Below are 26,571 nucleotides of genomic sequence, written 5' to 3' on the forward strand. Positions count from 1 at the left end.
GATCCTTATACCGTTGCAGCTACAGCAAATAGTGAATACGGAGTTCTGATAAATCTTCATACAGCCTATGTTTATCCCCATGAAAAGCCACCTTTCCTTCAGTCAACGGATGCCGTTATTTACGAAATGCACGTTCGCGACTTTTCTATTCATCCTTCAAGCGGGATAGAAAAAAAGGGCACATACCTAGCTGTTACTGAATCAAGCGGGCAGCCAGGCAAAACAACAGGTCTTCATTATTTAAAAGAGCTAGGAGTGACCCACCTTGAATTTCTTCCTATTAACGACTTTGGCGGAGTAGATGAATTAAACCCTCATGCTTCTTATAATTGGGGGTATAATCCATTGTTGTTTAATGTACCAGAAGGAAGCTACTCCGCTGACCCTTCAAATCCTGCCACTCGTATTGCTGAAGTGAAACAATTAATATCAACACTTCATCAACAGGGATTCCGTGTTATTATAGATGTAGTTTATAATCACGTATTTGTACGAGAGCAATCACCTTTTGAAAAAATTGTTCCGGGCTATTATTTTCGACATGATGAGTTTGGGATGCCTTCGAACGGGACGGGAGTAGGAAATGATTTTGCTTCTGAACGGAAAATGGCGCAAAAGTTTATTATCGATTCAGTATTGTTTTGGATAAAAGAGTACGACGTTGATGGGCTTCGCTTTGACCTCATGGGGATTTTAGATATAGAAACGATGAACATCATTCGGGAAAAAATAAATGAAATTGATTCTACTATTTTGGTGTTTGGCGAAGGCTGGGATTTAAATACTCCTCTCCCCTATAATCAAAAAGCAATTATGGCGAATGCCCGCCAAACGCCTCAAATCGGCTATTTTAATGATCGCTTTCGAGATTCTGTAAAAGGAAGCACGTTTGATGTATATGAAAAAGGTTTTATCAGCGGAAATATTTATCAAAAAGAGACCGTGCAATCTGTGATAGCGGGGAGCATTCTGGATAAAGAAGACAGCCGGGCTTTATTTATAAATCCAGCACAATCAGTTAATTACGTTGAATCACATGATAATCATACGCTGTGGGATAAGTTAACGAATTCAAATGGAGAAGAAGACGAAGACATTCGTAGAAGTCGTCACCGCCTTGCTACTGCTATTGTACTTCTTTCGCAAGGCATACCGTTTCTTCATAGTGGTCAAGAGTTTTATCGCACTAAACAAGGTGTAGAGAACAGCTATAATTCACCCGATGATATTAATGCACTTGATTGGAATCGAAGGATCAAATTTTCTCCTGATGTGAATTGGGTTCAAGAGCTGATTCGTATTCGCAAACAGCACGGTGCATTTCGCTTGGGAGATGCTTCAGCGATTAGGCAGCATGTTTCTTTCCTAAATACGCCGCAATCCGTTATTGGCTATTGCTTATCAAACGTATTGGCTTACGGTCCGTGGAAGAATATTATTGTGTTTTTTAATCAAGGCCTAATGGAAGAAAAAGTAGTTTTGCCAGAAGGACCATGGAAAATAGCACTTGATCATTGTAAAGTATATAAAAATGGGTATCCTACTATAGAGGATAATACTATAAACGTTTCAAAGCTTAGCATTCTTATTTTATTTCAAACGTAATTATTGTCTTCAACCACTTGACGAAAAAAGTATGATGGAGATAATATTTATAAAGGATGGCTATTGATACATATCCTCAATAGCCGTCTTTTTTATTTACTAAGAAAATAACGTCATGATGTCTTAATAGATTGCTTTATTGAGTGAAATTTTTAAACGAAATGTGTGTGTTGAAATTGAAGGTGAATTGGTTGGAAGATATATTAGGAAGCGAATGGGAAATTACTCCTGCTGGCGGAGCGACAGGAGAAGCTTATTTTGCAAAATTTCAAGACCGAAAGCTTTTTTTAAAGCGTAATTCATCACCTTTTTTAGCAGTATTGTCAGCTGAAGGAATCGTACCGAAGCTCGTGTGGACAAGACGAATGGAAAATGGAGATGTGATCACAGCTCAGCACTGGCTAGATGGTCGAGAATTAAAACCAAAAGATATGAATTCGAGTCGAGTGACAGAATTGCTTAGTAAAATTCATCATTCAAACGAGTTATTAGATATGTTGAAAAGGTTGGGGAAAACACCGCTTCTTCCCGAAGACGTGCTAGCCGATATTGTAGAGAATGTGGACGAGCGACTTCAAAAAGAAAGTATTGTAGAGCAGGGAATCAGTTATTTACAAGCAGAGCTTCCGTCCGTTCAGACAGATAAATATGTTGTGTGTCACTGTGATGTGAACCACAATAACTGGATGCTTGGAGAGAATACGCAGCTATATTTAATCGACTGGGACGGAGCGATGATTGCAGATCCTGCTATTGATTTAGGTTTATTGCTTTATTGGTACATCAATCCATCTCAGTGGGAAGAATGGCTTGAGCATTATGGAGTTGAACTAACCGAGAACTTGAAAAAGAGAATGAAGTGGTATGTGATAAGTCAAACCATTTTATTCATTGAATGGCATCGTTCGAAAAATGAACATTCTGAAATGAACTACTGGCTTGAATATCTTCGAATGTTGCTCGTTAACGACATTCAAGCACAGTAGCAAAGATTATGACAAGGTAGATAGTTCTTGGACCCATTGTGATAAATTTTGTTGATTGGTTTGAATATGTTCGTCTAAATGAGCAGCACTTTTTGCATCTTGCGTGTATTTATACACGTTTTGTAGTGTTGCTTGTACGTCTGTGCTAGCGGATCCTTTTGCTAACATTGATTGAATTAAACGTTCAACCTGTTCACATTCCGCAACCGTTCCGCAGCAATCACTTTGATGATTAGATAAAATATCTTTTAATATATTCATTTGGTGTTCGGCATTTAAAGGCATTAAGCATCATCCTTTCTCGTATGATGCTCTTATTTTTTTCTATCTAAACACAATTATGCATGAGAATGTCGGTTGTTTCGAATAACCGACATTTTCAATGCGTCAAAATACATTAAAGAGGTGCAACATGAGATTACGAAACAAACCTTGGGCAAAAGATAAAATTGCTGAAAATCCCCAATACGTGGTTCCAAACCCAGCAGAGTATAAAGGGAACTGGAAAGAGGTTTTTGGAAACGAAAATCCTCTTCATATTGAAGTAGGAACAGGAAAAGGCCAATTTTTATTAGGGATGGCTAAACAAAATCCGCATATCAACTATATTGGAGTTGAAATGTATGAAAGTGTCATCTTAAGTGCTCTAGAACGATTGATTGAAGAAGAGCTTCCAAATTTAAAGCTGTTGAATGTAGATGCTAACCACCTTAGTGAGTTTTTTGCAAAAAATGACGTGGATCGCGTTTATCTCAATTTCTCTGATCCATGGCCAAAAAAGAGACATGCCAAACGCCGTTTAACATACAAAACGTTCTTAAGTATGTATGAAAACCTGCTGGTTGATGGTGGAGAAATTCACTTTAAAACAGATAATCAAGGGCTATTTGAATATTCATTGACAAGCTTTTCAGAATATGGGCTTCTTCTCAAATACATTAGCTTAGATTTGCATAAAAGCGATTTTGAAGGCAATGTTATGACGGAATATGAAGAAAAATTTTCACAAAAAGGTAGCCGTATTTACCGCTGTGAAGTAAAATATCTGAACGAAAAAGACTGAGTCCCTCAGTCTTTTTTTGTTCAAAAAGAGAAGGAGATAGTGATAAAATAAAAAGGAATATAATGGAGGTGTAAAATGGAAACGTTAACAATAGGCGAATTAAAAGTGACATGGCTTCGTGGAGGGAATAATCATTTAGACGGAGGAGCAATGTTTGGTGTTGTTCCAAAAGAGCTTTGGACAAAAAAATATCCTATCTCAGAAGGAAATCGAATTCCAATGAGGACTGATCCTTTACTCGTTCAAACTGAAAAACACCTCATGTTAATTGATGCAGGTATAGGGAATGGTATGTTGGATGAGAAAAAAAAGCGTCATTTTGGTGTAACAGAAGAGTCATTTATTGCTGAAGATTTACAAAAGTTAGGATTTACGTGCGAAGATATTACTCATGTCATTATGACGCATCTTCACTTTGATCATGTGTCAGGCTTAACAAAATGCAGCAACGGACATTTTTCCCCTTCTTTTCCAAATGCAGAAATCTTTGTTAGTGAGATCGAGTGGAATGAAATGAGAAATCCTAATATACGTTCTAAAAATACGTATTGGAAACAAAATTGGGAATTTATTCAGCATCAAGTAATAACATTTAGCGATAAAGATGAAATTGTGCCTGGAGTAACGGTTCATCATACCGGCGGTCACAGCGATGGTCATGCTGTAGTTGTATTAAAAGGAAACAATGACATCTTAGTGCACATGGGCGATCTTTTGCCAACACATGCACATCAAAATGTCTTATGGGTAATGGCATATGATGATTATCCAATGACTTCGATTGAACAAAAGCAGCAGTGGCTAGCTTATGCCTATGAGAATCAAGCTTGGCTAAGTTTTTATCATGATGCTTTTTATCGAGCTGTAAAATGGGATAACAAAGGAGAAATAGTTGACGAAATTAAACGGGTGCATTCAGCGTCAATTCAATAATAGAACCGCTTTTTTTATCAATGAAAAACTCGTAATGTTCCTGTTTTGCATCACGTGTTCTGATAATTCCACCTGTATAACCATAAAAAGAGAGACCATGTTTTTGAATGACTTTAGTCGTTGTTTCAATCCATGAGCCATCGATTGCCCCATTTTGTTTAAAAGCGCTTTTAACAATCGTAAGGGCTTCCGATGATGAAATTGACGACTTTCTTTTTTGAAGAATATAAGCGCTTGCAAATCCGACTGCAGCTCCTGCTATTAGTTGAGTCCATTTCACGTTATTCACCTGCTTTTTAAGGATATGTTTTCATCATTATATCAAATTGTCGAATGCTTTGTTAAGTTGAGTTGTAGAAGAGAAGGACGGAACTAGCAACTATTTCCGGTTTTCGATACAATAAAGAAAATGATACATAAAGGAGAGTATATATGAACAATGAAACGCTATCTCTATTTAAAACATTAACGGAGTTACCAGGTGCCGCTGGAAACGAACATCAAGTACGTTCATTTATGCGCTCGCAAATTGAACCCCTTGTAGATGAAGTCATTCAAGATGGGTTAGGAAGTTTATTCGGCGTTCGCTATAATGAAGAAAAAGGTCCTAAAGTAATGGTAGCGGGACATATGGACGAAGTAGGATTTATGGTTACGTCTGTAACAGATAAAGGAATGCTTCGTTTTCAAACTCTAGGAGGATGGTGGAGTCAAGTACTGCTAGCTCAACGCGTCCATGTTGTTACAAAAAAAGGTCCTATCACCGGCGTAATTGCTTCTATCCCTCCTCATTTATTAGACGAATCACAGCGCAACAAGCCAATGGCCATTAAAAATATGATGATTGATGTGGGCGCAGATAGTAAGCAGGAAGTAGCAGAAATGGGCATTCGTCCTGGCGATCAAATTGTACCGATTTGTCCGTTTACGCCAATGGCAAATGAAAAGAAAATACTGGCGAAAGCATGGGATAACCGCTATGGGTGCGGACTTGCGATTGAATTATTAAAAGAAGTAAAAAATGAAAAATTGCCAAATATCTTATATTCTGGAGCTACTGTGCAAGAAGAAGTAGGACTTCGCGGTGCTCAATCAGCTGCGAATATGATTAAACCGGATTTGTTTTATGCACTAGATGCTAGTCCAGCTAACGATACATCAGGCGATAAAAATGCATTTGGACAATTAGGAAAAGGCGTATTACTTCGTATCTTTGACCGTACGATGGTCACACATAGAGGAATGAGAGAATTTATTTTAGATACAGCTGAGACAAACAGCATCCCTTATCAATACTTTGTTTCTCCAGGAGGTACGGATGCAGGGCGCGTTCATACTTCTAATAATGGAGTTCCTTCTGCGGTCATCGGCGTATGTTCACGTTATATTCATACTCATGCTTCTATGATTCATGTAGATGACTATGCAGCTGCAAAAGAATTACTAGTCAAACTTGTACGTTCTACAGACCAAACAACGCTCGATACGATTAAGCAAAACGGATAAAAAAGAACAAAGCAGCTGCTTTTGCGGTTGCTTTGTTTCATAATGACAGGAGAAAAAAATGAAAATTGCAATCGGAACGAAAAATCCAACAAAAGTAAATGCAGTAAAAAAAGTATTTGGAGATACTTTTACATATGTAGAGGTAGCCGTGCAGTCCGGGGTGTCGCCACAGCCTTTTTCTGACGAAGAAACCATCCAAGGAGCGGTTAATCGCGCGCGTGCTGCTGTGAAAGAGACAGGTGCTGATATTGGTATTGGGCTTGAAGGAGGGGTGCAGGAAACGCCTCATGGCTTATTCCTTTGCAATTGGGGAAGCCTTGTTACCTCTAAGGACCTTGAACCGATTTTAGGTGGAGGGGCTCGTATTCGGCTTCCTGAAGCGGTAGCCGGTATGCTTCGTCATGATAAAAAAGAATTAGCCGAAGCTATGGAAGTGTATACAAACCAAAAGAATATCCGAAAAAAAGAAGGAGCAATCGGTATTTTCACCAATGGAAATTTAGATCGGACCGCTATGTTTTATCAGGTTGTTTTAATGCTAAAAGGACAGCTTGATTTTAGGACAAATCAAGCTGTTCAATAGGAAATTTCTTTGTAACCCTTTATAATAGAAAAGCATCAGTGTATGATAGTTGCAACAACTCATATACTATGTTTTGATGTAGAAGGATTAAATAATGTATAGGGCTTTAGCCGTTTAAATACGAAAGTAAAAGAAAAAGTGGAGGAAAGAAAAATGGAAAAAATGCAAACAATTGAACAATACAAAGAAATCATTAAAGAAGGAAAGCATATCATGATGTTTTCAGCAGACTGGTGCCCAGATTGCCGAGTAATCGAGCCTGTGCTTCCAGAAATTGAGGCGAATCATAGTGAGTATACATTTCACTATGTCGACCGCGATGACTTTATCGATCTTTGTGCAGAATTAAGCATCTTTGGAATTCCAAGCTTTGTTGGTTACAGCAACGGAGAAGAAACAGGGCGTTTTGTCAGCAAAGACCGTAAAACAAAAGAAGAAATTGAAGAGTTTATTAACGGCTTAAATGCATAAATCAAGTGAAGACTGATAGCGATTTACAGCTATCAGTCTTCATACATAAAAATGAGAAAAGGAGGCGTAAATATGGCGAAAATGAATAGTCAAAAGATGAGAAAACTACTAGAAGAGCGATTAACGGGTGCAGATTGGTCATTTTTATTTGATCGTGAAAAAGATACGCTGCGCGTTGAACATCAGGAAACGAAAAAAGGTGTAACCATTTCTTTACCTGGGCTAATTGCAAAATGGGAAGAAAAAAAGGAAGCGGCTCTAGATGAAATGGTATATTATATAAAAGAAGCTCTTCGTGTTATGAACGATGAACAGCAGGTAACGGGAAAAGAAAAGCGCATTTATCCAGTTATTCGCTCAACGTCTTTTCCAGATAAATCGAATGAAGACGTGCCGTTGATTTATGATGAACATACAGCTGAAACACGCATTTATTATGCGCTTGATTTAGGCAATACATATCGTCTATTAGATGAGAAACTAATTCGTAAGGAAAATTTAGATCTATCCGCAGTGCGGGAAATGGCTAAATTTAATCTTCGCTCTTTGCCGATTTCACATAAAAAAGATACGGTAGCAGGCAATGACTTTTATTTTGTAAATCAGAACGATGGATACGATGCAAGTCGAATTCTTAACGAGGCATTTTTGCAAGATTTTGCTTCTAGTGTTTCGGGCACAATGGCTGTAGCAGTACCTCATCAAGATGTGCTGATTCTAGCTGATATTCAAAACGAAACGGGTTATGATATTCTTGCGCAAATGACCATGAGCTTTTTTGCAAGTGGACGTGTACCCATCACAGCTCTTTCATTTTTATACGAAAACGGTGAGCTAGAACCTATTTTTATTCTAGGAAAAAATCGCAGTAAAGGACGGGACTAATTATGAATCTTTTTTATAATAAAGAAGGTATCGGCGATACATTAATCGTCAAGCTAGAAGATATCGCAATTGAAAATCGCACGTTTGAAACAAAAGGCGACGTTGTGCGTATCTTTGATCAAAAATCAAATACAACAGCTGGCTATAACATCTTTCATGCTTCTTCTAAGTTAAAAGTAGAGGGAAATGGTTCTCTTGAATTAACAGAAGAAATGGTCGAAGAAGTAAATCGTGTACTTAGCGAAAGCGGTTTTGAAGGTAAACTTGAAGTGGATTTATCTCCTAAATTTGTAGTGGGATACGTTCAAGAAAAAGAAAAGCATCCAAATGCAGATAAGCTGAACATCTGTAAAGTAGATGTTGGCACAGAAACACTTCAAATTGTGTGTGGAGCACCAAATGTAGACGCAGGTCAAAAAGTCGTGGTAGCAAAAGTAGGAGCGGTTATGCCAAGTGGCATGATCATTAAAGATGCAGAGCTGCGCGGTGTGCCTTCTTCAGGTATGATTTGCTCTGCTAAAGAGCTGGCGCTTCCGAACGCTCCTCAAGAAAAAGGAATTCTAGTACTTGAAGACAAATATGAAGTAGGTCAACCTTTTCAAGCATAAAAGCAGAGTGCGATACTGATTTATAGGGCAAAAGCATGATGTTTTTTTACACGTATATTTCAAAGCGTTACAGTTGCTGAAAAGCAATTGTCAATTCTTAAAAAGGTTTGATAAAATTAAAAGCCACTAGTATATACTAGTGGCTTTTTTCGCGTTTAATTATGAGTGCTAACTAGACGCAAAAAAATATTTTTACAAAGAGGAATTTTACTGTATAAATAAGGGAAGCAAAATAGTAGATTTTATAGTAAGAGTTCAAGCATACGTGATAGAATGATAAATGAAAAGATAGTATATATATCCATCTCAGAGAATACTTTGAGGCCAAAGGTAAATAAAGGATGCATGGATAGCTTTTTGTAGATATCGCAGCACTGCGGTATAAGAGGCTAAACGAAGTAAGATAGTCTGATAGAAAGAGTGATAAAAATGGGTTTTGTACGAAAAGTAATGGATTATTTACTAGGATACGAAGTGAAAGAAATTGTTGTAGACGAACATGGAAATACAACGGAAGAATACCCTTTAAATAGAGAAAAAACAATTCCTAAAAAGAAGGCTCCTAAGCCTAAACAAATGCAGTCAGTTCATCAAAAGCCAGTGATGAAAGCAGCGCCAAAACCTTCTGTTCCACACTCGGCCAGAACGCAAAAGCGGAGTTACACTGAAGAACAGCAAGATGTTCATACAAAAGTAGCTTATCAATATCCAAAAGGAACGTTTCGTTTTCCTTTAATTGATGATACGGGAGAAGCAAAAAAGGCAGCAGCGCCTAAAAATGAACCAAGGCCTGTAACAAAAAAGGCACAGGCTCCGTTTTATCAAGAGCCTGTTCGCAAGTCGGCGCTAACGCAGCCTAAGTCAGTATCTCAGCCGTTAAAAACGGTATCTGAAAAGAAAGAAGCGGTTCCGCAAGTAAGAAAACGTCCGTTTCGTCCGACTGAAATTCCTTCACCTGTCTATGGGTTTAATAAGCGGCCTTCTAATGTTGTACAAAACGGAAATGAGGAAGTAGTAGAATATGAGCTTCCGAGTACACAGTTATCAAAAGCGGCGTTTGAAGATGAAATTTACCGACGAGCGATGAATACAGCTGTTGTAGAGCCGTTAAGAAAACCAGTTTCTAAGCCTATAGCCGAAGAAGCACCGATTCAAGAAACAGAAGAAATGATGCAACTGTCTTCTCAGCGTTTTGCTCAGTGGAAGCAATATGAGGAAAATCAAAAAGAGAAGCTATCATTTCCTGAAGAAAAGCCAAGTTCTTCAGTAGCCGTAAAAGAACAGGAAGAGGTGCCAACTTTTGAAGAATCACACGCGGTCGAACCGTTAGTGGGACAAGAGAGCACTCTTGACTGGGATTTAGCGAAAGGTATGACAGCGCCCGAAGAAGTTCCAACTTCAGAGGAAAGGCGCCCGTCTGAACCATCAGTTTCTCTCCAACAAGAGATAGGAAATGAGACTGAAGAAGTAGAAACGTTGATGGACGGAAGCGAAGTGTTTTTACAAGCAGCAGAAGAAGTAGAAGCACTAAAGCCTAGAAAGAAAGAAGAAGCTCCAGCTGCTGAGAAAGAAAGTGACGTCATTCTAGAAGAGCCTGCAAACAGTGTTCATATGGAAGCAGAACATGAGCTGAATTCTGAAAGTTTAAATTCATCGCAACCCGCAGCTGATGAATGGCAACCAGAAGCGGCATCGGCTGTTGTTCACCAAGAGCTTGAAAATTCGGTGATAAAAGAGGAAGAAAGCAGTATGCAGGAAAGTCAAGAGTTACAAGAACAAGTACAGCAAGAGTCAGCTGTAGAACCTCTTGTACCTGCAGAACAGCCAGGAAATGCTGAACGAGGTCGCGGTAAGCGATTAGTACCTTTTAACGTGATGATGCTGAAAAAAGACCGCACAAAGATGAATAACAGTGCTCGAGAAAAAAGTCAGCCGTCTCAAGGTTCATACCAAGGGCAGGAGACAGAAGCTCTGCAAAAAAAAACGGAAGTAAGTAGGCAAGAAGAAGTTCACGGTGAAAAAACCAAAGAAGCAATTCCTCAGGCTTCGTTAAAAGCTGAAGAACCTGTAAATGTAAAGGCTTCTTCTCCCTATGCATTTCCTGGAATGAACTTGCTTAACATTCCTCCAGCTGCTATTGAAGAAGATAATCAATGGGCGGATGAGCAGCGTGAGCTTTTGGATATGACATTAAAAAACTTTAACGTTCGAGCTAAGGTCGTAAACGTCACACAAGGTCCTACCGTGACCAGATTTGAAGTACATCCTGAACCCGGTGTGAAAGTGAACAAAATTACGAATTTAACAGATGATATTAAACTGAGCCTAGCCGCGCGTGATATCCGAATTGAAGCGCCAATTCCAGGGAAAAATACGATTGGAATTGAAGTGCCAAATCGTCAAAGTAAGCCGGTGTTAATTCGTGAAATTTTGAGGCATCCTTCTTTTAGAAAAGATAACTCTCCTTTAACGGTGGCTTTAGGGTTAGATATTTCAGGAACGCCGGTTGTGACTGACTTGAATAAAATGCCTCATGGTTTGATTGCCGGAGCGACAGGGTCTGGTAAAAGCGTGTGTATTAATACTATTATCGTCAGCTTGCTTTATAAAGCTGCGCCGCACGAAGTCAAGCTTATGTTAATTGACCCTAAAATGGTTGAGCTAGCTCCTTACAACGGTATTCCGCATTTAGTCAGCCCGGTTATCACGGATGCTAAAGCAGCTACTACAGCTTTAAAATGGGCAGTAGGGGAAATGGAGCGCCGTTATGAATTGTTTGCACATGCGGGCGTACGTGATATTACAAAATATAACGAACGTGTAAAAGAACATAATGAAAAAAGCGGGGAGCTCCCATATCTAGTTATTATTATTGATGAACTTGCCGACTTAATGATGGTATCTCCTGGGGAAGTAGAGGAAGCTATTTGCCGTATTGCACAAAAGGCAAGAGCATGTGGCATTCACTTATTGCTTGCAACTCAGCGTCCTTCCGTAGATGTGATTACAGGCTTAATTAAAGCGAATGTGCCAACGCGTATTGCATTTTCTGTTTCTTCGCAAGTTGATTCACGTACAATTATCGACACAGGGGGAGCAGAGAAGCTACTAGGTAAAGGTGATATGCTGCTTCTTGAAAACGGCTCTTCTAAAAGCGTTCGAATTCAAGGGAACTTTGTTTCAGATGAAGAAATTGACCGCGTTGTAGATCATGTCAAAAAGCAAATGAAGCCAACATACCTATTTGATCAAGAAGATTTGTTGAAAAAGCAGCAGAGCTTTGCTTCAAATGAAGAAGATGAGCTTTTCTATGAAGCATGCGAGTTTGTGCTAGACCAAGGCGGTGCATCTACTTCCAGTCTGCAAAGACGCTTCAGAATGGGGTACAATCGCGCTGCGCGCCTCATTGATATGATGGAACAGCAAGGCATTATTTCAGAAGCAAGAGGAAGCAAGCCGAGAGATGTGCTCATTACCGAAAACGAACTTCAGGAAATGGAAAGTCAAACAGCCACTTCTACATTTTAAGCTGTTTTTCTACATGTAGGTTAAAAAAGAGGCTATGTAAGATCAGCAGGATACAGCATTGTGTGAGCTAACGCTCTGTCACTGTATCCGTCGCCTCTTTTTTTCCTGCTTTAAGTTCGTTTATACAGAATTTGAGTAGAGATTTTGGAAGAAATCCATGAAGAAAAAAAGGAAAAGGTTTGTCAGAACTAGTAAAATGATTTACTATATGTAAGGATAATGTGTGTGTTGCTTTTTTAGCATGTGATAGTTTGCTATCATTTCTCACCAGCAGAAACATATGAGCTGAAGGCGTATAAAGAGGACAAACTAAAATAATTAGAGTACGAGTGAAGAGTAATGAGAGAAGAAAATCATGAACTGATTAACTTTAATGAAATTCGTGAACAAAAGCAGCTTCAGTCTGATAATGCTATTTGCGACTTTTACAATCAATATTTCTTTTTTGTGAACCGCTATACGAATATACGAGAAAAAGTGCGGGCTTCACATTTATTTAAAGAGTTAGTAAACTTGCCTCATGAGGCGCCTCTGTCTGATTCCCATGAACAATTATTTTTTCAGTGGTTTGCATTTGAATATGTAACCATTCAGGGGAAAACCCTGCTGCAGCTTTTTTTAGCTGATCAGGCAAAGCAGAAAACAGAGTCGTTTTTGATTCAAGGAGCCTTTTTTTTGACGAGTGTACTAGAGCCAATTATTGTGTCTAAAGTACCTAATTCGTTTTTCTTAAAAGGATATACCCCATTGACAAATGAGCAGGTTATCATCAAAGATGTAAGAGGAAGATTTGCAAATTTAGAGGAACAACAAGTAATTTGGATTCGAAAAATAAAATCAATCGGATATGACGTGTTAATTGACTCTTTCTTTTTAGGACATAAACAACGCATTGAACAGTTAGTAACGCAATATAATGACAAAAAAAATGCAATGACATGGCGCTCGTTTTTAAAACAGCAGGCTATATACTATGTGATGAAGCCAAAATAAAAGGCCGTTTCGCAAGGGAAGAGAGTAGAAATGGAGTCATGGAGTTATGTTATAAGAAGTGATATAATGTACGGATGTTATCGTGAAATCAGCAATCAAACGACATTTATATACGTTTGTAAGAGCAATTCTAGATAACCGTCATATACTGTCTTACAGATAGACGAATGTTGGAGGTTCTTTATATGACAGTTTACCATTTTGTAGGTATTAAAGGAACAGGAATGAGTGCGCTTGCGCAAATCCTAAACGATATGGGCTTTCAAGTTCAAGGATCGGATATTGAAAAAGAAATTTTTACGCAAAAAGCACTAGAACAGCAGGGAATTCCTGTTTTACCATTTGATAAAAATAATATTAAAGACGGCATGACTGTAATCGCAGGAAATGCTTTTCCTGATACGCATGAAGAAATTGCAGAAGCAGCTTCAAAAGAAGGAGTCAAGCTTGTACGCTATCACCGTTTCTTAGGTGACTTTATGAAACAGTATACGAGTGTAGCCGTAACAGGAGCACACGGAAAAACATCCACAACGGGTATGTTAGCGCATGTGATTCAAGGAGCTGAACCTACTTCATATTTAATTGGAGACGGTACGGGTAAAGGTGTAAAAGACAGCAAGTATTTTGCGTTTGAGGCATGTGAGTATCGCCGCCACTTCTTATCTTATACGCCAGACTATGCAATTATGACGAATATTGATTTTGATCACCCTGATTATTTTGCCAATATCGACGATGTATTCAGCGCGTTCCAAGAGATGGCACTTCAAGTCAAAAAAGGAATTATTGCCTGTGGTGACGATGAACATCTGCAGCAAATTCAAGCGAAGGTACCTGTTCTTTATTACGGCTTAGGCGAAGAAAATGATTTCCAAGCACGTAATATCGTAAAAAGCACAACAGGCACAACATTTGATGTGTTCGTTCGTAATACATTCCACGCATCATTTGAAATTCCAGGGTATGGCGACCATAACATCTTAAATGCACTTTCTGTTATTGCACTTTGTCATTATGAAGAAATTGACGTTGCTGTGCTGCAAGAGCGTTTTAAAACATATCAAGGTGTAAAACGTCGTTTCAGTGAAAAGAACGTTGGCAAACAAGTGCTAATCGATGATTATGCACACCATCCAACGGAAATTAATGCAACGATTTCAGCTGCTCGTCAAAAGTATCCAAACCGTGAAGTTGTGGCTGTTTTCCAACCGCATACTTTTACGCGTACACAAACGTTCTTAGAGGACTTTGCAGCAAGCTTACAACACGCTGATAAAGTATATTTATGTGATATTTTTGGATCAGCTCGTGAGCATCAAGGTAAATTATCAATTGAAGATTTACGAAGCAAAATCAGCGGAGCTGAATTAATTAATGAAGAAACAATTGAATCGTTAAAAGACCATAATGAAGCTGTATTAGTATTTATGGGTGCTGGAGACATTCAAAAGTTTGAAAAACTATATCAGCAAACCGTATCATAAAAAAAGGCACTCAGGAGAGTGCCTTTTTTCTTTCAAAACTCATTTTAAATTTTCAGGATTTAACGCTTTTAATTCCTCAATGACAAATAACCCGTCTTTACGAATTAACACGTCATCGAAATAAATCTCACCGCCGCCGTATTCTGGGCGCTGAATCATCACCATATCCCAGTGAATATTTGACTTGTTTCCATTATACGCATCTTCGTAGCACTCGCCAGGAGTGAAGTGGAAACTTCCGTCAATTTTTTCATCAAATAAGATGTCTTGCATTGGATGTTGAATATATGGATTTACGCCAATCGCAAATTCGCCAACAAAACGTGCGCCTTCGTCCGTATCAAAAATGCCGTTGATGCGTTCTGTATCATTAGCGGTTGCTTCAACAATCTTACCGTTTTTAAATGTTAAGGATACATTCTCAAACGTAAAGCCTTGATAGTTAGAAGGAGTGTTGTAAGAAATTGTTCCGTTTACAGAATCACGTACAGGAGCCGTGTATACTTCACCGTCCGGAATATTCATTTCCCCGGCACACTTCACTGCAGGAATATCTTTAATAGAGAACGTTAAGTCTGTATTCTCACCTGTTAAACGCACTTTGTCCGTACGGTTCATAAGCTCAACCAAAGCATCCATCGCTTTGCTCATTTTGCCATAGTCTAAGTTACATACATCAAAATAAAAATCTTCAAATGCTTCTGTACTCATTTTAGCAAGCTGCGCCATTGAATCGTTTGGATAGCGAAGAACAACCCATTTTGTTTTTGGAACGCGAATTTCTCTATGTACTTTTTTACCGATCGTATTCCCTTGGATTTTCATTTTATCTGCCGGAACATCTGATTGTTCAAAAATGTTTGAGCCAGAACGCAAGCCAATATAAGCATTCATTTCCTTCATCACATTTGCTTCGAAGTCTGCCATCATATTGAACTGCTCTTCTTGTGCACCGTTTAAAAGAGCGCGGTCTACCGAATGATCTTTTAGCAGTACAAATGGATAACCACCCGCCTTGTACGCTTCATTTACAAGTGCTGTCACAAGTTCACGTTGAAGTCCAAAGTTTTCGATTAATACTTTTTCTCCTTTTTGAAGGCGAACAGAATAATTAATTAAATTTTTAGCTAATGTCGCAATTCTAGGGTCTTTCATAAATAGTGCCTCCTTAAAATAGCAATGATTGGTGATTCACTTTCTATTGTACCCCACTGAGCTTATTTTGTTTGTTTTTATGCTTTAAAATCCTTTTTTTCTTTAGGAAGGGAAATAACTCATATATCGCGAAATAATGTACAATCTTCCCTTTTTCTGAATAAAAGCAGAGAGAATATGGTAAAGTTAAAGAGTCTATAGGGAATAGAAGGTTTAATTGTTTATAAAATTGGGAAAGTAGTTATAACAAGAGAGAAGAAAATAGGAGGTGCCTTGCACAGATGGTTATTATTCTTTATTTAAGCGCTGCTATTGTTGCCATTGCGATTTTTTACCTGGTGGTTTCCGTGTCCAAAACATTGAAATCCGTTCAGCACACATTAAATTCAGTGGCAGGTACTTTAGACGGTGTAGAAAAGCAAATGACAGGAATCACAGCTGAAACAACTGCACTTTTACATAAGACTAATCTGTTAGCTGAAGATATTCAGCGTAAATCCGAAGCGCTGAACACAGTGGTGGATTCTGTTAAAGGCGTAGGTGACTCAATCCAAGACCTAAATAAGTCTATTAAAAGCGTATCATCAAGCGTTTCAGAGAAAGTAGAAGAAAATAAAGAAACTGTTGCTCAAGTTGTTCAATGGAGCAATGTTGCATTAGACGTATGGGAACGTATAAAATTAAGAAAACAGAAAAAAGTTGAAGCAGAGCCTGTACCTGTTGAAGTAAAAGAAAAAGCGGTTCAACGCTCACGCTCATTTTCATAAGGATGAACTTTAAAGGAGGAGACGCATATGTCAAACAAACCAAATAAACCAAACAACACTTCAAATAAAGGCTTTTTAGTAGGAACAGTGATTGGAGGAGTTGTAGGAGCTGCAACGGCATTATTACTTGCTCCAAAATCAGGTAAAGAGTTCCGTTCTGATTTAAATGAGCAGGCAGCTTACGTTCGTTTAAAAACAGAGCAAGCGAAAAACAGCGCTGTTGAAAAAGGACAAGGGTTTGCTCAAACGGCTAAAGAAAAAACGGCTGGTTTATCACAAACACTGTCTGAGCAATCTTCACAAGTAGTGGACAAGGTGAAAAACTTCCGTAAAGTAGATCCTGAACACGAAGCATTACCCCCAACAAGCTTAGAAGTGCTTGCTGATGAAGTTGAGTCTCAAAGCAACGAAGACGTTCAGCAAAAGCTAACAGAAGCTCAAAAAGCACTGGATGAAGTGGAAAGCACAGTGCCACGACCATAATAAAGAATCAAAAGCGTTTACCCTATAGGGTGAACGCTTTTTTTGTATGTAATTTAGGTTGGATAACAACAAGTAAATAATTGTTTCATTGCAGAAAAAAACTCCACCTTATAAATGAATTTATGAGCATCATACATAAAGCTGAGCACTCTTTTTGTATGGAAACGCTCAAACCATGTAAACTTAAGAGTAAGTACAGAAAGGGTGAAAAAAATGAAAAAAATTTCAACAGTTGAAGAGTTCGAACAAGTTGTAAAGGAAAACAATCGCTTTTTATTTTTAAAACACAGTACAACGTGTCCAATTAGTGCAGCTGGTCATGAGGCATTTTCAGCATTTGCTTCTGGTCATGAAGACATTCCTTCTTATTATCTTCATGTTCAAGATTCACGTGATGTATCTAACTATATCGCTGAGACGTATGAAGTGAAGCATGAATCACCTCAAGCGCTTCTGTTTGAAGATGGAAAAGTGAAGTGGCATGCTTCTCACTGGAACATTAACGAAGACGAATTAGCGAAAAACGTAGCTCACTAATCCAAAAAGTATTTTAGTAAAAGAAAAATCCGAACATTAATCGTTCGGATTTTTTCATTGGAAGGGTGAACAAAGGTTTACTGTATGACAAGCAATCCATAATAGATTGTTTATCCCATTTTTTCGCCTTTAGGTTGGAGCGATTTAGCTATGCCTCAACCTCTTTTTTTTATAAGCTGATTGCGGTTTCATCCGCTTTTTCGTACAATAGATGTAGTTTAGCACATAAAAGCAGAGAAGCCCCTTACATATATCCTCCATCATCTATCATCTTATGTAGTAACCCTGCTAAACGGATTTTTTAAAATCAGTGAAAGGGTGGACGTACATGACGAATTCAAATCTTCAGCATTTGCGATCTCAAATTGACGAAGTAAATATGAAACTGTTAAAGCTTATTAATGAGCGAGGCGAGCTTGTTCAAGAAATAGGAAAGTTAAAAGGCATGCAGTCAACCAAACGGTTTGATCCCGTTCGTGAACGAGCAATGCTTGATGCGATTTTAAGCAAGAATAAAGGACCGTTTCAAACGTCTACGCTTCAACATATTTTCAAAGAGATTTTCAAAGCTCATTTAGAGCTTCAAGAAGATGATCATCGTAAAGCACTTCTTGTATCCCGTAAAAAGAAGCCGGAAAATACAATTGTTACGGTAAAAGGAGAAACAATTGGTGACGGACTTCAGCGTTTTGTAGCAGGACCTTGTTCCGTTGAAAGCTATGAGCAAGTAGCAGCCGTAGCAAAAGCCGTGAAGCAGCAGGGCGTGCGGATGCTTAGAGGCGGAGCCTACAAGCCAAGAACATCTCCTTATGATTTTCAAGGCCTTGGCTTAGAAGGATTGCAAATTTTAAAAAGAGTAGCTGACGAATACGATTTAGCCGTTATTAGTGAAATTGTCGATCCCGCTGATATTGAAACAGCTGTAGAATACGTAGATGTGATTCAAATTGGCGCTCGTAATATGCAAAATTTTGAGCTGTTAAAAGAAGCGGGTGCGGTGAAGAAGCCTGTCTTATTAAAGCGAGGCTTAGCCGCTACGATTGATGAGTTTATTAATGCTGCTGAATACATTGTTTCAAAAGGAAATGATCAGCTGATTTTGTGTGAACGAGGAATTCGTACGTATGAGCGAGCAACGCGAAATACGCTGGATATTTCAGCTGTTCCCATTTTAAAACAAGAAACTCATTTACCTGTTTTAGTCGACGTCACCCATTCAACGGGAAGACGAGATTTACTTGTTCCAACGGCTAAAGCAGCTCTTGCCATCGGTGCAGATGGAATTATGGCAGAAGTTCATCCAGATCCTGCGGTAGCACTTTCTGATTCAGCTCAGCAAATGGATATCCCGCAATTTACAGAATTTATGAAGCAGCTAAAACCTATATGTAACTTAAATTTATAAAAAAACGTAAAAATGAAAAATTCGTATACTTTTATGACAAGTTTGAGGCACTTAATGGTTTCAAGCTTGTTTGCCTTTCGTTATAATAAAGATAAGCGAAATTATCACGTATTTTGAAAACAGTCGATAACTTTTGTCAAAATAGGAAAGAATAAGTGCAAATCCAAAAAACAAGAATTTATGAAATTCTCGTGAAACTTGTCGGAAAAAGGCGGTAAATACGTTGCGATGAAGCACATAGTATCGTATAGTAGTTACAGATATTCGCTATCATTCTGTGATTGCATATGATATAAATTCGCGATTCACTTTTTTTATTTACTTAATATACACCGTCTTTTACATTGTTACATATAAACTGGTAAAATTGTCTTTGCCACGTAATAATAAGGGCATAACAGGAATGATTTAGATGCATACAGGGTATCTAAGCTGTATGTAAGAGTGAAGGAGCTAGAAATAGCCATTCTATAAAGGAAGATGGATTTATATACGTAAATACAAGAAATGAAATAAGGATAAAATAAACGAAATGTTTTTCGATAAGGAGTGTTTGTTGTGAACGTAACAATTTATGATGTAGCAAGGGAAGCAAGCGTGTCGATGGCAACGGTTTCTCGTGTGGTAAACGGAAATCCAAATGTAAAACCATCAACTAGAAAAAAAGTATTAGAAACAATTGAAAGACTAGGCTATCGTCCGAACGCAGTAGCGCGTGGATTAGCAAGTAAAAAAACAACGACAGTAGGAGTTATCATTCCTGATATTTCAAATATTTTCTATGCAGAATTAGCGCGTGGAATCGAAGATATTGCAACAATGTACAAATATAATATCATCTTAAGTAACTCCGATCAAAATCAAGATAAAGAACTTCACCTTTTAAATAACATGCTTGGTAAACAAGTAGACGGAATCATCTTCATGAGTGGGAATGTAACGGAAGAACACGTAGAAGAGCTAAAAAAATCACCGGTTCCAGTTGTACTTGCAGCATCAATCGAATCAACTAACCAAATCCCATCTGTAACTATTGATTATGAACAAGCAGCTTTTGATGCAGTGCAATCACTAATTGACAGCGGTCATAAAAATATTGCATTCGTTTCAGGTACGTTAGAAGAACCAATCAATCATGCGAAAAAAGTAAAAGGGTACAAGCGTGCTCTTACTGAAAGCGGATTGCCTGTACGTGATTCTTATATTGTAGAAGGAGACTATACGTACGATTCAGGTATTGAGGCGGTTGAAAAACTATTAGAAGAAGCTGAAAAGCCAACTGCTATTTTCGTTGGAACGGATGAAATGGCATTAGGCGTTATTCACGGGGCACAAGATCGCGGGTTGAATGTACCAAACGATCTAGAAGTTATCGGTTTTGATAACACAAGACTTTCAACAATGGTTCGTCCTCAGTTAACATCTGTTGTACAGCCAATGTATGATATTGGTGCAGTAGCGATGCGTCTCTTAACAAAATACATGAACAAAGAAACGGTAGACAGCAGCATTGTACAGCTTCCTCACCGCATCGAGTTCAGACAGTCAACAAAATAATACCTGTGAATGAATAAGAACGAATCCAAAGTTCAGACACGGGGAGATAGAATATGAAAAAAATTGATATGCTCACACCTATAGGGATACTAATTGGTATCTCTATGGTTGTGTTTGGGGTTATTTCAAGTGGGGGAATGAGCGGTTTTTTAGCTTTTATTGATGTACCATCGATTTTAATTGTACTGGGAGGCGTTTTTGGTACGTTATGCGTGAGCTTTCCTTTAAAACAATTAAAAAATATGGGAAGAGTAGGGAAACAAGCGTTTCAATCTAAAGAAATAAACGTAGAAGAAATTGTAGGAACATTTGTACATTTATCGGAGAAAGCGCGTCGAGAAGGACTTCTATCGTTAGAAGCAGAGCTTGAACAAATCGATGATTCATTTGTGAAAAAAGGTATTTTGCTAGCCATTGATGGAGTAGAACCGGAAATGATTCGAGAGCTGCTTGAAGCTGAAATAGCTGCAGTGGAAGAAAGACATGCGAGAGGTCGAAGTATGTTTGAAAAAGCAGGCGATTATGCCCCCGCTTGGGGAATGATTGGGACGCTCGTTGGGCTAGTGCTAATGCTTAAAAGCCTTAATACCCCTTCATCGCTTGGACCTAACATGGCAATTGCTCTTTTAACGACTTTCTACGGGGCGCTGCTTTCAAACTTGTTTTTTCAGCCAATCGCAGCTAAATTAGCTGGTAAAACGGAGCATGAGCTTTTTGTTAAAGAAGTGATTATTGAAGGTGTCATCGGCTTGCAGGCGGGTCAAAATTCTCGCTTTGTGCAAGCAAAGCTAAAAGTATTTGCCCCTGTTGAAAAACGAAAGCTGGAAGAAAAGAGAGAACACGTTCGTGAAGCGTAGAAGAAAAAGGTATTCGGCACAGTCGCCAAAATGGATGGTAACATTTGCTGATTTGGTGACGTTAATATTAGTTTTTTTTATTTTACTATTTTCAATGTCTAGCGTGGATAATCAAAAGTTTCAGACCGTTGTCAATTCGCTTACAAGCGGTGGATCATTAGCTTCTGTAGAAAAGAGCCAGCAGTCTCAAAAGCTGGATAACATTTTAGCGAAAGTGCAGGATTACCTGAAGGGAAATAAGCTTCAGAATGTCATTACTGCTAAGCGAGATGAACGCGGAGTTGTGCTTATTTTACAAGAACAGGTGCTGTTTGAAACAGGACAAGCGGACATTTTGAAAAAAGGCACCCCTTTTCTGGATGAATTAGGAAGGTTATTCAGTACTATTCCAAATGATATTAAAGTAGAAGGTCATACCGACAATCGACCCATTCACACCTATCGTTATCCATCTAATTGGGAACTATCGGCAGCGCGTGCTAGCGGCGTCATACGTTATTTAACGAACCATTTTTCTCTTTCTGCTAACCGCTTTGAAGCACTTGGATACGGAGATACAAAGCCGCTTGTTCCGAACACGTCTAATGACAATCTACAAAAAAATAGACGCGTCGAAATTATTATTTCAGATCCCGAAGCACAGTGAAAAAGGCCATACGCTTGTATAGCCTTTTTTTAAGAATGAGATGTATGAGAACGAATAGGATAAAGAGCGCGCTCAAGAGTTTGAGCGTTTTTTTCTGTTATTTCTGGTTTTCTTGGAATTGGCTGATAGATATTAGGTTCATCATCCCACTGCATGCAAACGGGGTGAGGCGATACTTTTGTCCATTTTTCAAGCCATGACAGAGGAAGCATGCCTTCTGCCTTTCGTTCAATCATTTCAAGCCAAATGAATGACCAAGCCCGAGGAACAACCCGCCAAATATCATAACCTCCTCCGCCAACCGCAATCCATCTTCCCTGACAGTATTCATGAGCAATTTCATGAGCAATTTTAGGAATCTCACGGTATATTTTCGTGGTGCCGCATAAATGAGTGAGCGGATCGTAATAATGAGAATCGGCTCCATTTTGTGTCAAGATAACATCTGGTTTAAAAAAAGCAGCTACTTCTTTTAAAGAGGTCTTATAAACGTCGAGCCAAGACTCATCTTCCGTATAAGCATCAACAGGCACATTAAATGAATAACCATAGCCTTCACTGTGCCCGCGTTCGTTAACGTTTCCCGTGCCTGGAAACAAGTAGCGTCCCGTTTCATGAATGGAAAGAGTACAAACGGAAGGGTCGTCATAAAATGTCCATTGCACGCCGTCACCGTGGTGAGCATCTGTATCGACATAGAGAACACGCGCGTTGTACTTTTGCTGCATATATTTGATGGCTACCGCGCTATCGTTATAAATACAGAAGCCGGAAGCTTTTCCTCGAAAGCCGTGGTGCAATCCTCCTCCTAAATTTAGAGCATGCTTAGCTTTTCCAGTCATCACATAATCTACAGCAGTAAGTGTACCCCCAACTAAAAATGCACTGGCTTCATGCATGTTGGGAAACATAGGTGTATCTTCTGTTCCAAGACCAAAATCTGCTGCTTTTTCAACAGAAAGCTCGCCGCTTCCTGCTAATTTTACCGCTTGAATATAGCTATTATCATGGACAAGCTGAAGTTCTTCATCAGATGCCATCCGCGGTAATACAATATCTTGATTGCCTAAAGCGCCAAATTCCCGTAACAGTTCATATGTTAGTTGAACACGAAGCTGGTTAAACGGATGATTATTGCTGAATTTGTACGAAAGAATATCATCTGAATAAATAAATACAGCGTTACTAGTCATTACGTCATCTCCGGTAATTTAGGCCACAACACCTCATAGCCGTTTTCTTTTAATGTATTTATACTAATCAATGGATTAATAGCTTGAATGCGAAGCACAAGTATTTTATATCGTTCATCTACGTCAGGGTAGACAAGTACGCTTAAGATGTTTGTTCTCGTTGAACCAAAGAGGGATGTAACTTCAGCGAGCACGCCAGCCTTATTTTCTACTTTTATTTCAATTTGTGAACCTGGCTTATTGGTGCCGGTAAGCTGAATAAACGTATGTAATAGATCTCTTTCGGTAACAACGCCTACTAACCGCTTGTTTTTTGTGACGGGAATACAACCGATTTGATGTTCATAAAAAATACTTGCAATTTCTTCAACAAAATCAAGAGGGTGAGCTGTAATGACTTCTGTTTGCATAATCATCCGCACGGGTTCGGATAGAAGAGCAGATGTATAAGTATTATCTAAAATAGATGGACTTGCATCTCTTACGTCACGATCAGAAATGATGCCAACTACGTGATGAAGGTCATTAATGATAGGAATATGTCTAATCTTATGTGTATCTAAAAGTTTCATAGCTTCAGCAATCGTATGGTCGGGGGTTAAGGTAACGAGATCAGTTTTCATCATCTCTTCAACAATCATCAGACACAGCTCCTTTTCTTAAAGGTCAGCTTAATACATAAAGCGATTTCGAAAGCGCAGGCTATCAAATTCTTGTATGCTTTCTTGAGGTACTCTGCTCCCGATTCTTACCATCAAACAATTAGCAGGGTGGGAGCTAATCTCCGGATCATCTGTGGCAAACCACGTCAGTCCGCCTTTATTCATCATTTTCTCCATAATTTTGCGGTAATCCCACACATTTAGCCCTGTTCCTTTTAAATCCCAATGCCAGTAGTATTCTGTCGTAATGACAATATAATCTTCCATTGCATCATCCATCATAGATACGATAAGCAAGTTTTTACCAACAGCGTAGCTGCGAAATGGAGTGGCTACCTCTATAGCTCCTAATTCGATTAAATTCTCCATATTTCCTTCCGACCATCGTTCTAGAGGATCGGGATATAAAAAGGTTACATAACCAATGATTGTATGATGATGGCGAGCAACAATGATTCTACCTTCAGGCAAGTTGGCAATCTCGATCAATGCTTCTTTTTGCTGTTCAGGTGGACGAAAGGCTGTTAGCTGCTCATGAAAATCAAGTTGTTGCAAGGTCTGGGAGGAAACAGGTCCTTCAATAACAATTGCTCCAACAGCGGTTTTTAGTTCTTTCATATTGTATGTTTGGGAATGTTTCACATGAATCACCACCTTCAAGCAGTCTTATCTGTATTATAATACAAAAAAAACTTTATATTAAAGCGTTTTCAAAAAATTAAATAAAAGAAAAGGAGTTTTTTAGAATACATAGAATAAAAAATTAAAAGAGATTCTTGTTCATTCGACACTTCTATAACAGAGGTTGTCATATAATAAGGGAGACTATTATCCCAATTCCGACAAATAATTTTTATAAAATTGTGAAAAGTCTATTTTTGTTATATAATAGGTTTGTAAATTTTATACATAAGGGGGAGTTTGTGATGAAGGTGGAAGCGCTTCCTGTAATTGAAGGGGTATACAACTTACAGGACTATGATAAAACGTATCAAACCTTTGACTGGTCACAAGTGGAGAAGGAATTTTCATGGCATGAAACAGGTAAACTAAATGCAGCTTATGAAGCAATTGATAAGCACGCAAACTCTACGCGTAAAAATAAAGTTGCGCTTTATTATCGAGACGCGCAGCGCAATGAAAAATACACATTCAAAGAAATGAAAGAATGGTCAAACAAAGCCGCAAACGTGCTAAAACAAGCAGACGTAGAAAAAGGAGATCGCGTGTTTATCTTTATGCCTCGCTCTCCGGAACTTTATTTTGCATTGTTAGGAGCGGTGAAGCTTGGTGCTATTGTTGGGCCTTTATTTGAAGCGTTCATGGAAGGTGCAGTAAAAGATCGTTTGCAAGACAGTGATGCAAAAGTGTTAATTACGACGCCTGAACTGCTGAGCCGCGTTCCGGTGAAAGATTTGCCAGCTTTAAAACACATTCTCCTGGTAGGGGAAAATGTAGAAGAAGAAGGCATTCAACTAGATTTTCTGAAGCGATTAGAAGCGGCGAATAAAGAGGTGGAAATTGAGTGGGTAGATAGAACAGATGGTATGCTGCTTCATTATACATCAGGTTCAACTGGCAAACCAAAAGGGGTGCTTCATGTTCACAACGCAATGCTTCAGCACTATCAAACTGCAAAGTGGGTACTCGACTTAAAAGATGACGATGTGTATTGGTGTACAGCAGATCCCGGTTGGGTAACGGGGACTTCCTATGGGATTTTTGGTCCTTGGCTTGCTGGAGCAACCAATGTGATTGTGGGAGGACGATTTAGTCCAGATGCATGGTATCAAGCACTTGAAGATTTTGGCGTAACGGTTTGGTACAGTGCACCTACAGCTTTTCGTATGCTAATGGGTGCTGGTGATGACTTAGTTAAACGCTATGATTTAAGCAATCTCAGACATGTATTAAGTGTGGGAGAACCGTTAAATCCTGAAGTGGTACGCTGGGGAATGAAGGTGTTCCAAAAACGTATTCATGATACGTGGTGGATGACTGAAACTGGCGGTCAGACGATTTGTAATTATCCGTCTATGAAAATTAAGCCAGGATCTATGGGGAAGCCAATTCCAGGTGTACAAGCAGCAATCGTTGACGATCAAGGACAAGAGCTTCCACCTTATCGAATGGGTAACTTAGCAATTAAAAAAGGCTGGCCATCTATGATGCATACGATTTGGAACAACAAAGAAAAGTATGAGTCATATTTTATGCCAGGTGATTGGTACGTATCAGGTGATTCGGCGTATATGGATGAAGACGGTTATTTTTGGTTCCAAGGCCGAATCGATGATGTTATTATGACGGCAGGAGAACGCGTGGGTCCATTTGAAGTGGAAAGTAAGCTTGTTGAACACCCTGCTGTAGCAGAAGCGGGTGTTATTGGTAAGCCTGACCCTGTGCGTGGGGAAATTATTAAAGCATTTATCGCACTTAGAGATGGGTATGAATCTTCAGATGAACTGATTGAAGATATTCGTCAATTTGTGAAAAAAGGGTTAGCTGCTCATGCAGCCCCGCGTGAAATCGAGTTTAAAGATAAGCTACCTAAAACACGAAGTGGTAAAATTATGCGTCGCGTTTTAAAAGCGTGGGAATTAGATTTGCCAACGGGCGATTTGTCAACGATGGAAGACTAAGGAGTAAATGTTTCAATCT

Annotated in this window: 26 protein-coding genes; 20 read left to right on the forward strand and 6 right to left on the reverse strand. The window is 38.8% G+C overall.

Annotation, left to right across the window (positions count from 1 at the left end):
• Both pulA and AC1DRF_RS04010 read left to right on the forward strand, forming a co-directional pair.
• Positions 1–1,605 (forward strand): type I pullulanase (gene pulA, locus AC1DRF_RS04005; protein ID WP_477740359.1); only part of this gene is annotated, 1,605 nt, incomplete at its 5' end.
• A 191-nt stretch (positions 1,606–1,796) separates the two neighbouring features.
• A complete protein-coding gene (locus AC1DRF_RS04010; RefSeq protein WP_028410490.1) occupies positions 1,797–2,591 on the forward strand; it encodes a phosphotransferase family protein in 795 nt (264 codons plus the stop codon).
• A 6-nt stretch (positions 2,592–2,597) separates the two neighbouring features.
• Here the strand turns inward: AC1DRF_RS04010 and AC1DRF_RS04015 are convergent, their stop codons facing one another.
• Positions 2,598–2,876: a YtzH-like family protein gene (locus AC1DRF_RS04015; protein WP_477740360.1), complete on the reverse strand. Its 279-nt coding sequence runs from the start codon at positions 2,874–2,876 to the stop codon at positions 2,598–2,600.
• 127 nt (positions 2,877–3,003) lie between these two features.
• Here AC1DRF_RS04015 and trmB point away from each other — a divergent pair, with 127 nt between their 5' ends.
• Complete coding sequence (gene trmB, locus AC1DRF_RS04020; RefSeq protein WP_477740361.1) at positions 3,004–3,654, forward strand: tRNA (guanosine(46)-N7)-methyltransferase TrmB; 651 nt, start codon at positions 3,004–3,006, stop codon at positions 3,652–3,654.
• A gap of 75 nt (positions 3,655–3,729) precedes the next feature.
• Positions 3,730–4,587: a YtnP family quorum-quenching lactonase gene (locus AC1DRF_RS04025; RefSeq protein WP_477740362.1), complete on the forward strand. Its 858-nt coding sequence runs from the start codon at positions 3,730–3,732 to the stop codon at positions 4,585–4,587.
• Here the strand turns inward: AC1DRF_RS04025 and AC1DRF_RS04030 are convergent.
• Complete coding sequence (locus AC1DRF_RS04030) at positions 4,556–4,867, reverse strand: PepSY domain-containing protein (protein ID WP_025750689.1); 312 nt, start codon at positions 4,865–4,867, stop codon at positions 4,556–4,558. The two genes, AC1DRF_RS04025 and AC1DRF_RS04030, sit on opposite strands and share 32 nt — an antisense overlap.
• A gap of 152 nt (positions 4,868–5,019) precedes the next feature.
• Between AC1DRF_RS04030 and AC1DRF_RS04035 the strand changes: the two genes are divergently transcribed.
• The 8 genes from AC1DRF_RS04035 to murC all read left to right on the forward strand — a co-directional run bounded on the left by AC1DRF_RS04035 (position 5,020) and on the right by murC (position 14,648).
• Positions 5,020–6,093, forward strand: coding sequence for a M42 family metallopeptidase (locus AC1DRF_RS04035; protein ID WP_013059506.1), 1,074 nt, complete (start codon positions 5,020–5,022; stop codon positions 6,091–6,093).
• Between the two features lie 58 nt (positions 6,094–6,151).
• Entirely contained in the window at positions 6,152–6,676 is a 525-nt protein-coding gene (locus AC1DRF_RS04040; RefSeq protein ID WP_016765749.1) for a DUF84 family protein, read from the forward strand.
• Between the two features lie 153 nt (positions 6,677–6,829).
• The gene (locus AC1DRF_RS04045) at positions 6,830–7,147 is read left to right on the forward strand and encodes a thioredoxin family protein (RefSeq protein ID WP_013059504.1); all 318 of its coding nucleotides are present in this window, start codon (positions 6,830–6,832) and stop codon (positions 7,145–7,147) included.
• A 72-nt stretch (positions 7,148–7,219) separates the two neighbouring features.
• Positions 7,220–8,032 (forward strand): DUF1444 domain-containing protein, encoded by an 813-nt coding sequence (locus tag AC1DRF_RS04050; RefSeq protein WP_014457994.1) that lies wholly within the window; start codon positions 7,220–7,222, stop codon positions 8,030–8,032.
• 2 nt (positions 8,033–8,034) lie between these two features.
• Positions 8,035–8,640, forward strand: a complete 606-nt coding sequence (ytpR, locus tag AC1DRF_RS04055; protein WP_013085234.1) for a YtpR family tRNA-binding protein — start codon at positions 8,035–8,037, stop codon at positions 8,638–8,640.
• A 429-nt stretch (positions 8,641–9,069) separates the two neighbouring features.
• Positions 9,070–12,168, forward strand: coding sequence for a DNA translocase FtsK (locus AC1DRF_RS04060; protein ID WP_477740363.1), 3,099 nt, complete (start codon positions 9,070–9,072; stop codon positions 12,166–12,168).
• Between the two features lie 339 nt (positions 12,169–12,507).
• A complete protein-coding gene (locus AC1DRF_RS04065; protein ID WP_043975948.1) occupies positions 12,508–13,161 on the forward strand; it encodes a hypothetical protein in 654 nt (217 codons plus the stop codon).
• 185 nt (positions 13,162–13,346) lie between these two features.
• Positions 13,347–14,648 carry a UDP-N-acetylmuramate--L-alanine ligase gene (murC, locus tag AC1DRF_RS04070; RefSeq protein WP_013059499.1) on the forward strand — a complete coding sequence of 434 codons (1,302 nt, stop codon included), beginning with the start codon at positions 13,347–13,349 and terminating at the stop codon, positions 14,646–14,648.
• Between the two features lie 39 nt (positions 14,649–14,687).
• Here the strand turns inward: murC and AC1DRF_RS04075 are convergent, their stop codons facing one another.
• Positions 14,688–15,803 (reverse strand): aminopeptidase, encoded by a 1,116-nt coding sequence (locus AC1DRF_RS04075; RefSeq protein ID WP_098579183.1) that lies wholly within the window; start codon positions 15,801–15,803, stop codon positions 14,688–14,690.
• 281 nt (positions 15,804–16,084) lie between these two features.
• On the opposite strand from AC1DRF_RS04075, the gene AC1DRF_RS04080 reads away from it, so the two are divergent.
• The 7 genes from AC1DRF_RS04080 to motS all read left to right on the forward strand — a co-directional run bounded on the left by AC1DRF_RS04080 (position 16,085) and on the right by motS (position 22,055).
• The gene (locus tag AC1DRF_RS04080) at positions 16,085–16,570 is read left to right on the forward strand and encodes a DUF948 domain-containing protein (protein WP_013085231.1); all 486 of its coding nucleotides are present in this window, start codon (positions 16,085–16,087) and stop codon (positions 16,568–16,570) included.
• 27 nt (positions 16,571–16,597) lie between these two features.
• Positions 16,598–17,053, forward strand: coding sequence for a YtxH domain-containing protein (locus AC1DRF_RS04085; protein ID WP_013059496.1), 456 nt, complete (start codon positions 16,598–16,600; stop codon positions 17,051–17,053).
• Between the two features lie 213 nt (positions 17,054–17,266).
• A complete protein-coding gene (gene ytxJ, locus AC1DRF_RS04090) occupies positions 17,267–17,590 on the forward strand; it encodes a bacillithiol system redox-active protein YtxJ (RefSeq protein ID WP_230183028.1) in 324 nt (107 codons plus the stop codon).
• Positions 17,591–17,918: 328 nt separating this feature from the next.
• Positions 17,919–18,995 carry a bifunctional 3-deoxy-7-phosphoheptulonate synthase/chorismate mutase gene (locus tag AC1DRF_RS04095; RefSeq protein ID WP_427075354.1) on the forward strand — a complete coding sequence of 359 codons (1,077 nt, stop codon included), beginning with the start codon at positions 17,919–17,921 and terminating at the stop codon, positions 18,993–18,995.
• 558 nt (positions 18,996–19,553) lie between these two features.
• Positions 19,554–20,552, forward strand: coding sequence for a catabolite control protein A (gene ccpA, locus AC1DRF_RS04100; protein ID WP_025750682.1), 999 nt, complete (start codon positions 19,554–19,556; stop codon positions 20,550–20,552).
• Positions 20,553–20,605: 53 nt separating this feature from the next.
• The gene (gene motP, locus AC1DRF_RS04105) at positions 20,606–21,409 is read left to right on the forward strand and encodes a flagellar motor protein MotP (RefSeq protein ID WP_014458004.1); all 804 of its coding nucleotides are present in this window, start codon (positions 20,606–20,608) and stop codon (positions 21,407–21,409) included.
• Positions 21,399–22,055 (forward strand): flagellar motor protein MotS, encoded by a 657-nt coding sequence (gene motS / locus AC1DRF_RS04110; protein ID WP_080781548.1) that lies wholly within the window; start codon positions 21,399–21,401, stop codon positions 22,053–22,055. Before motP ends, motS begins: the two co-directional genes overlap by 11 nt.
• 29 nt (positions 22,056–22,084) lie before the next feature.
• Here the strand turns inward: motS and AC1DRF_RS04115 are convergent, their stop codons facing one another.
• The 3 genes from AC1DRF_RS04115 to AC1DRF_RS04125 are packed head-to-tail and all read right to left on the reverse strand — an operon-like array spanning position 22,085 to position 24,552.
• On the reverse strand, positions 22,085–23,248 hold the full coding sequence (locus tag AC1DRF_RS04115) for an acetoin utilization protein AcuC (protein WP_477740364.1): 1,164 nt from the start codon (positions 23,246–23,248) through the stop codon (positions 22,085–22,087).
• Positions 23,248–23,889 (reverse strand): acetoin utilization AcuB family protein, encoded by a 642-nt coding sequence (locus AC1DRF_RS04120; RefSeq protein ID WP_043975958.1) that lies wholly within the window; start codon positions 23,887–23,889, stop codon positions 23,248–23,250. Before AC1DRF_RS04120 ends, AC1DRF_RS04115 begins: the two co-directional genes overlap by 1 nt.
• Before the next feature lie 30 nt (positions 23,890–23,919).
• Positions 23,920–24,552, reverse strand: a complete 633-nt coding sequence (locus tag AC1DRF_RS04125) for an N-acetyltransferase (protein ID WP_427075352.1) — start codon at positions 24,550–24,552, stop codon at positions 23,920–23,922.
• Between the two features lie 284 nt (positions 24,553–24,836).
• Between AC1DRF_RS04125 and acsA the strand changes: the two genes are divergently transcribed.
• Positions 24,837–26,552, forward strand: a complete 1,716-nt coding sequence (gene acsA, locus AC1DRF_RS04130; protein ID WP_043975961.1) for an acetate--CoA ligase — start codon at positions 24,837–24,839, stop codon at positions 26,550–26,552.
• Positions 26,553–26,571: the final 19 nt, after the last annotated feature.

It is taken from the genome of Priestia sp. P5_B4 (assembly GCF_056400385.1).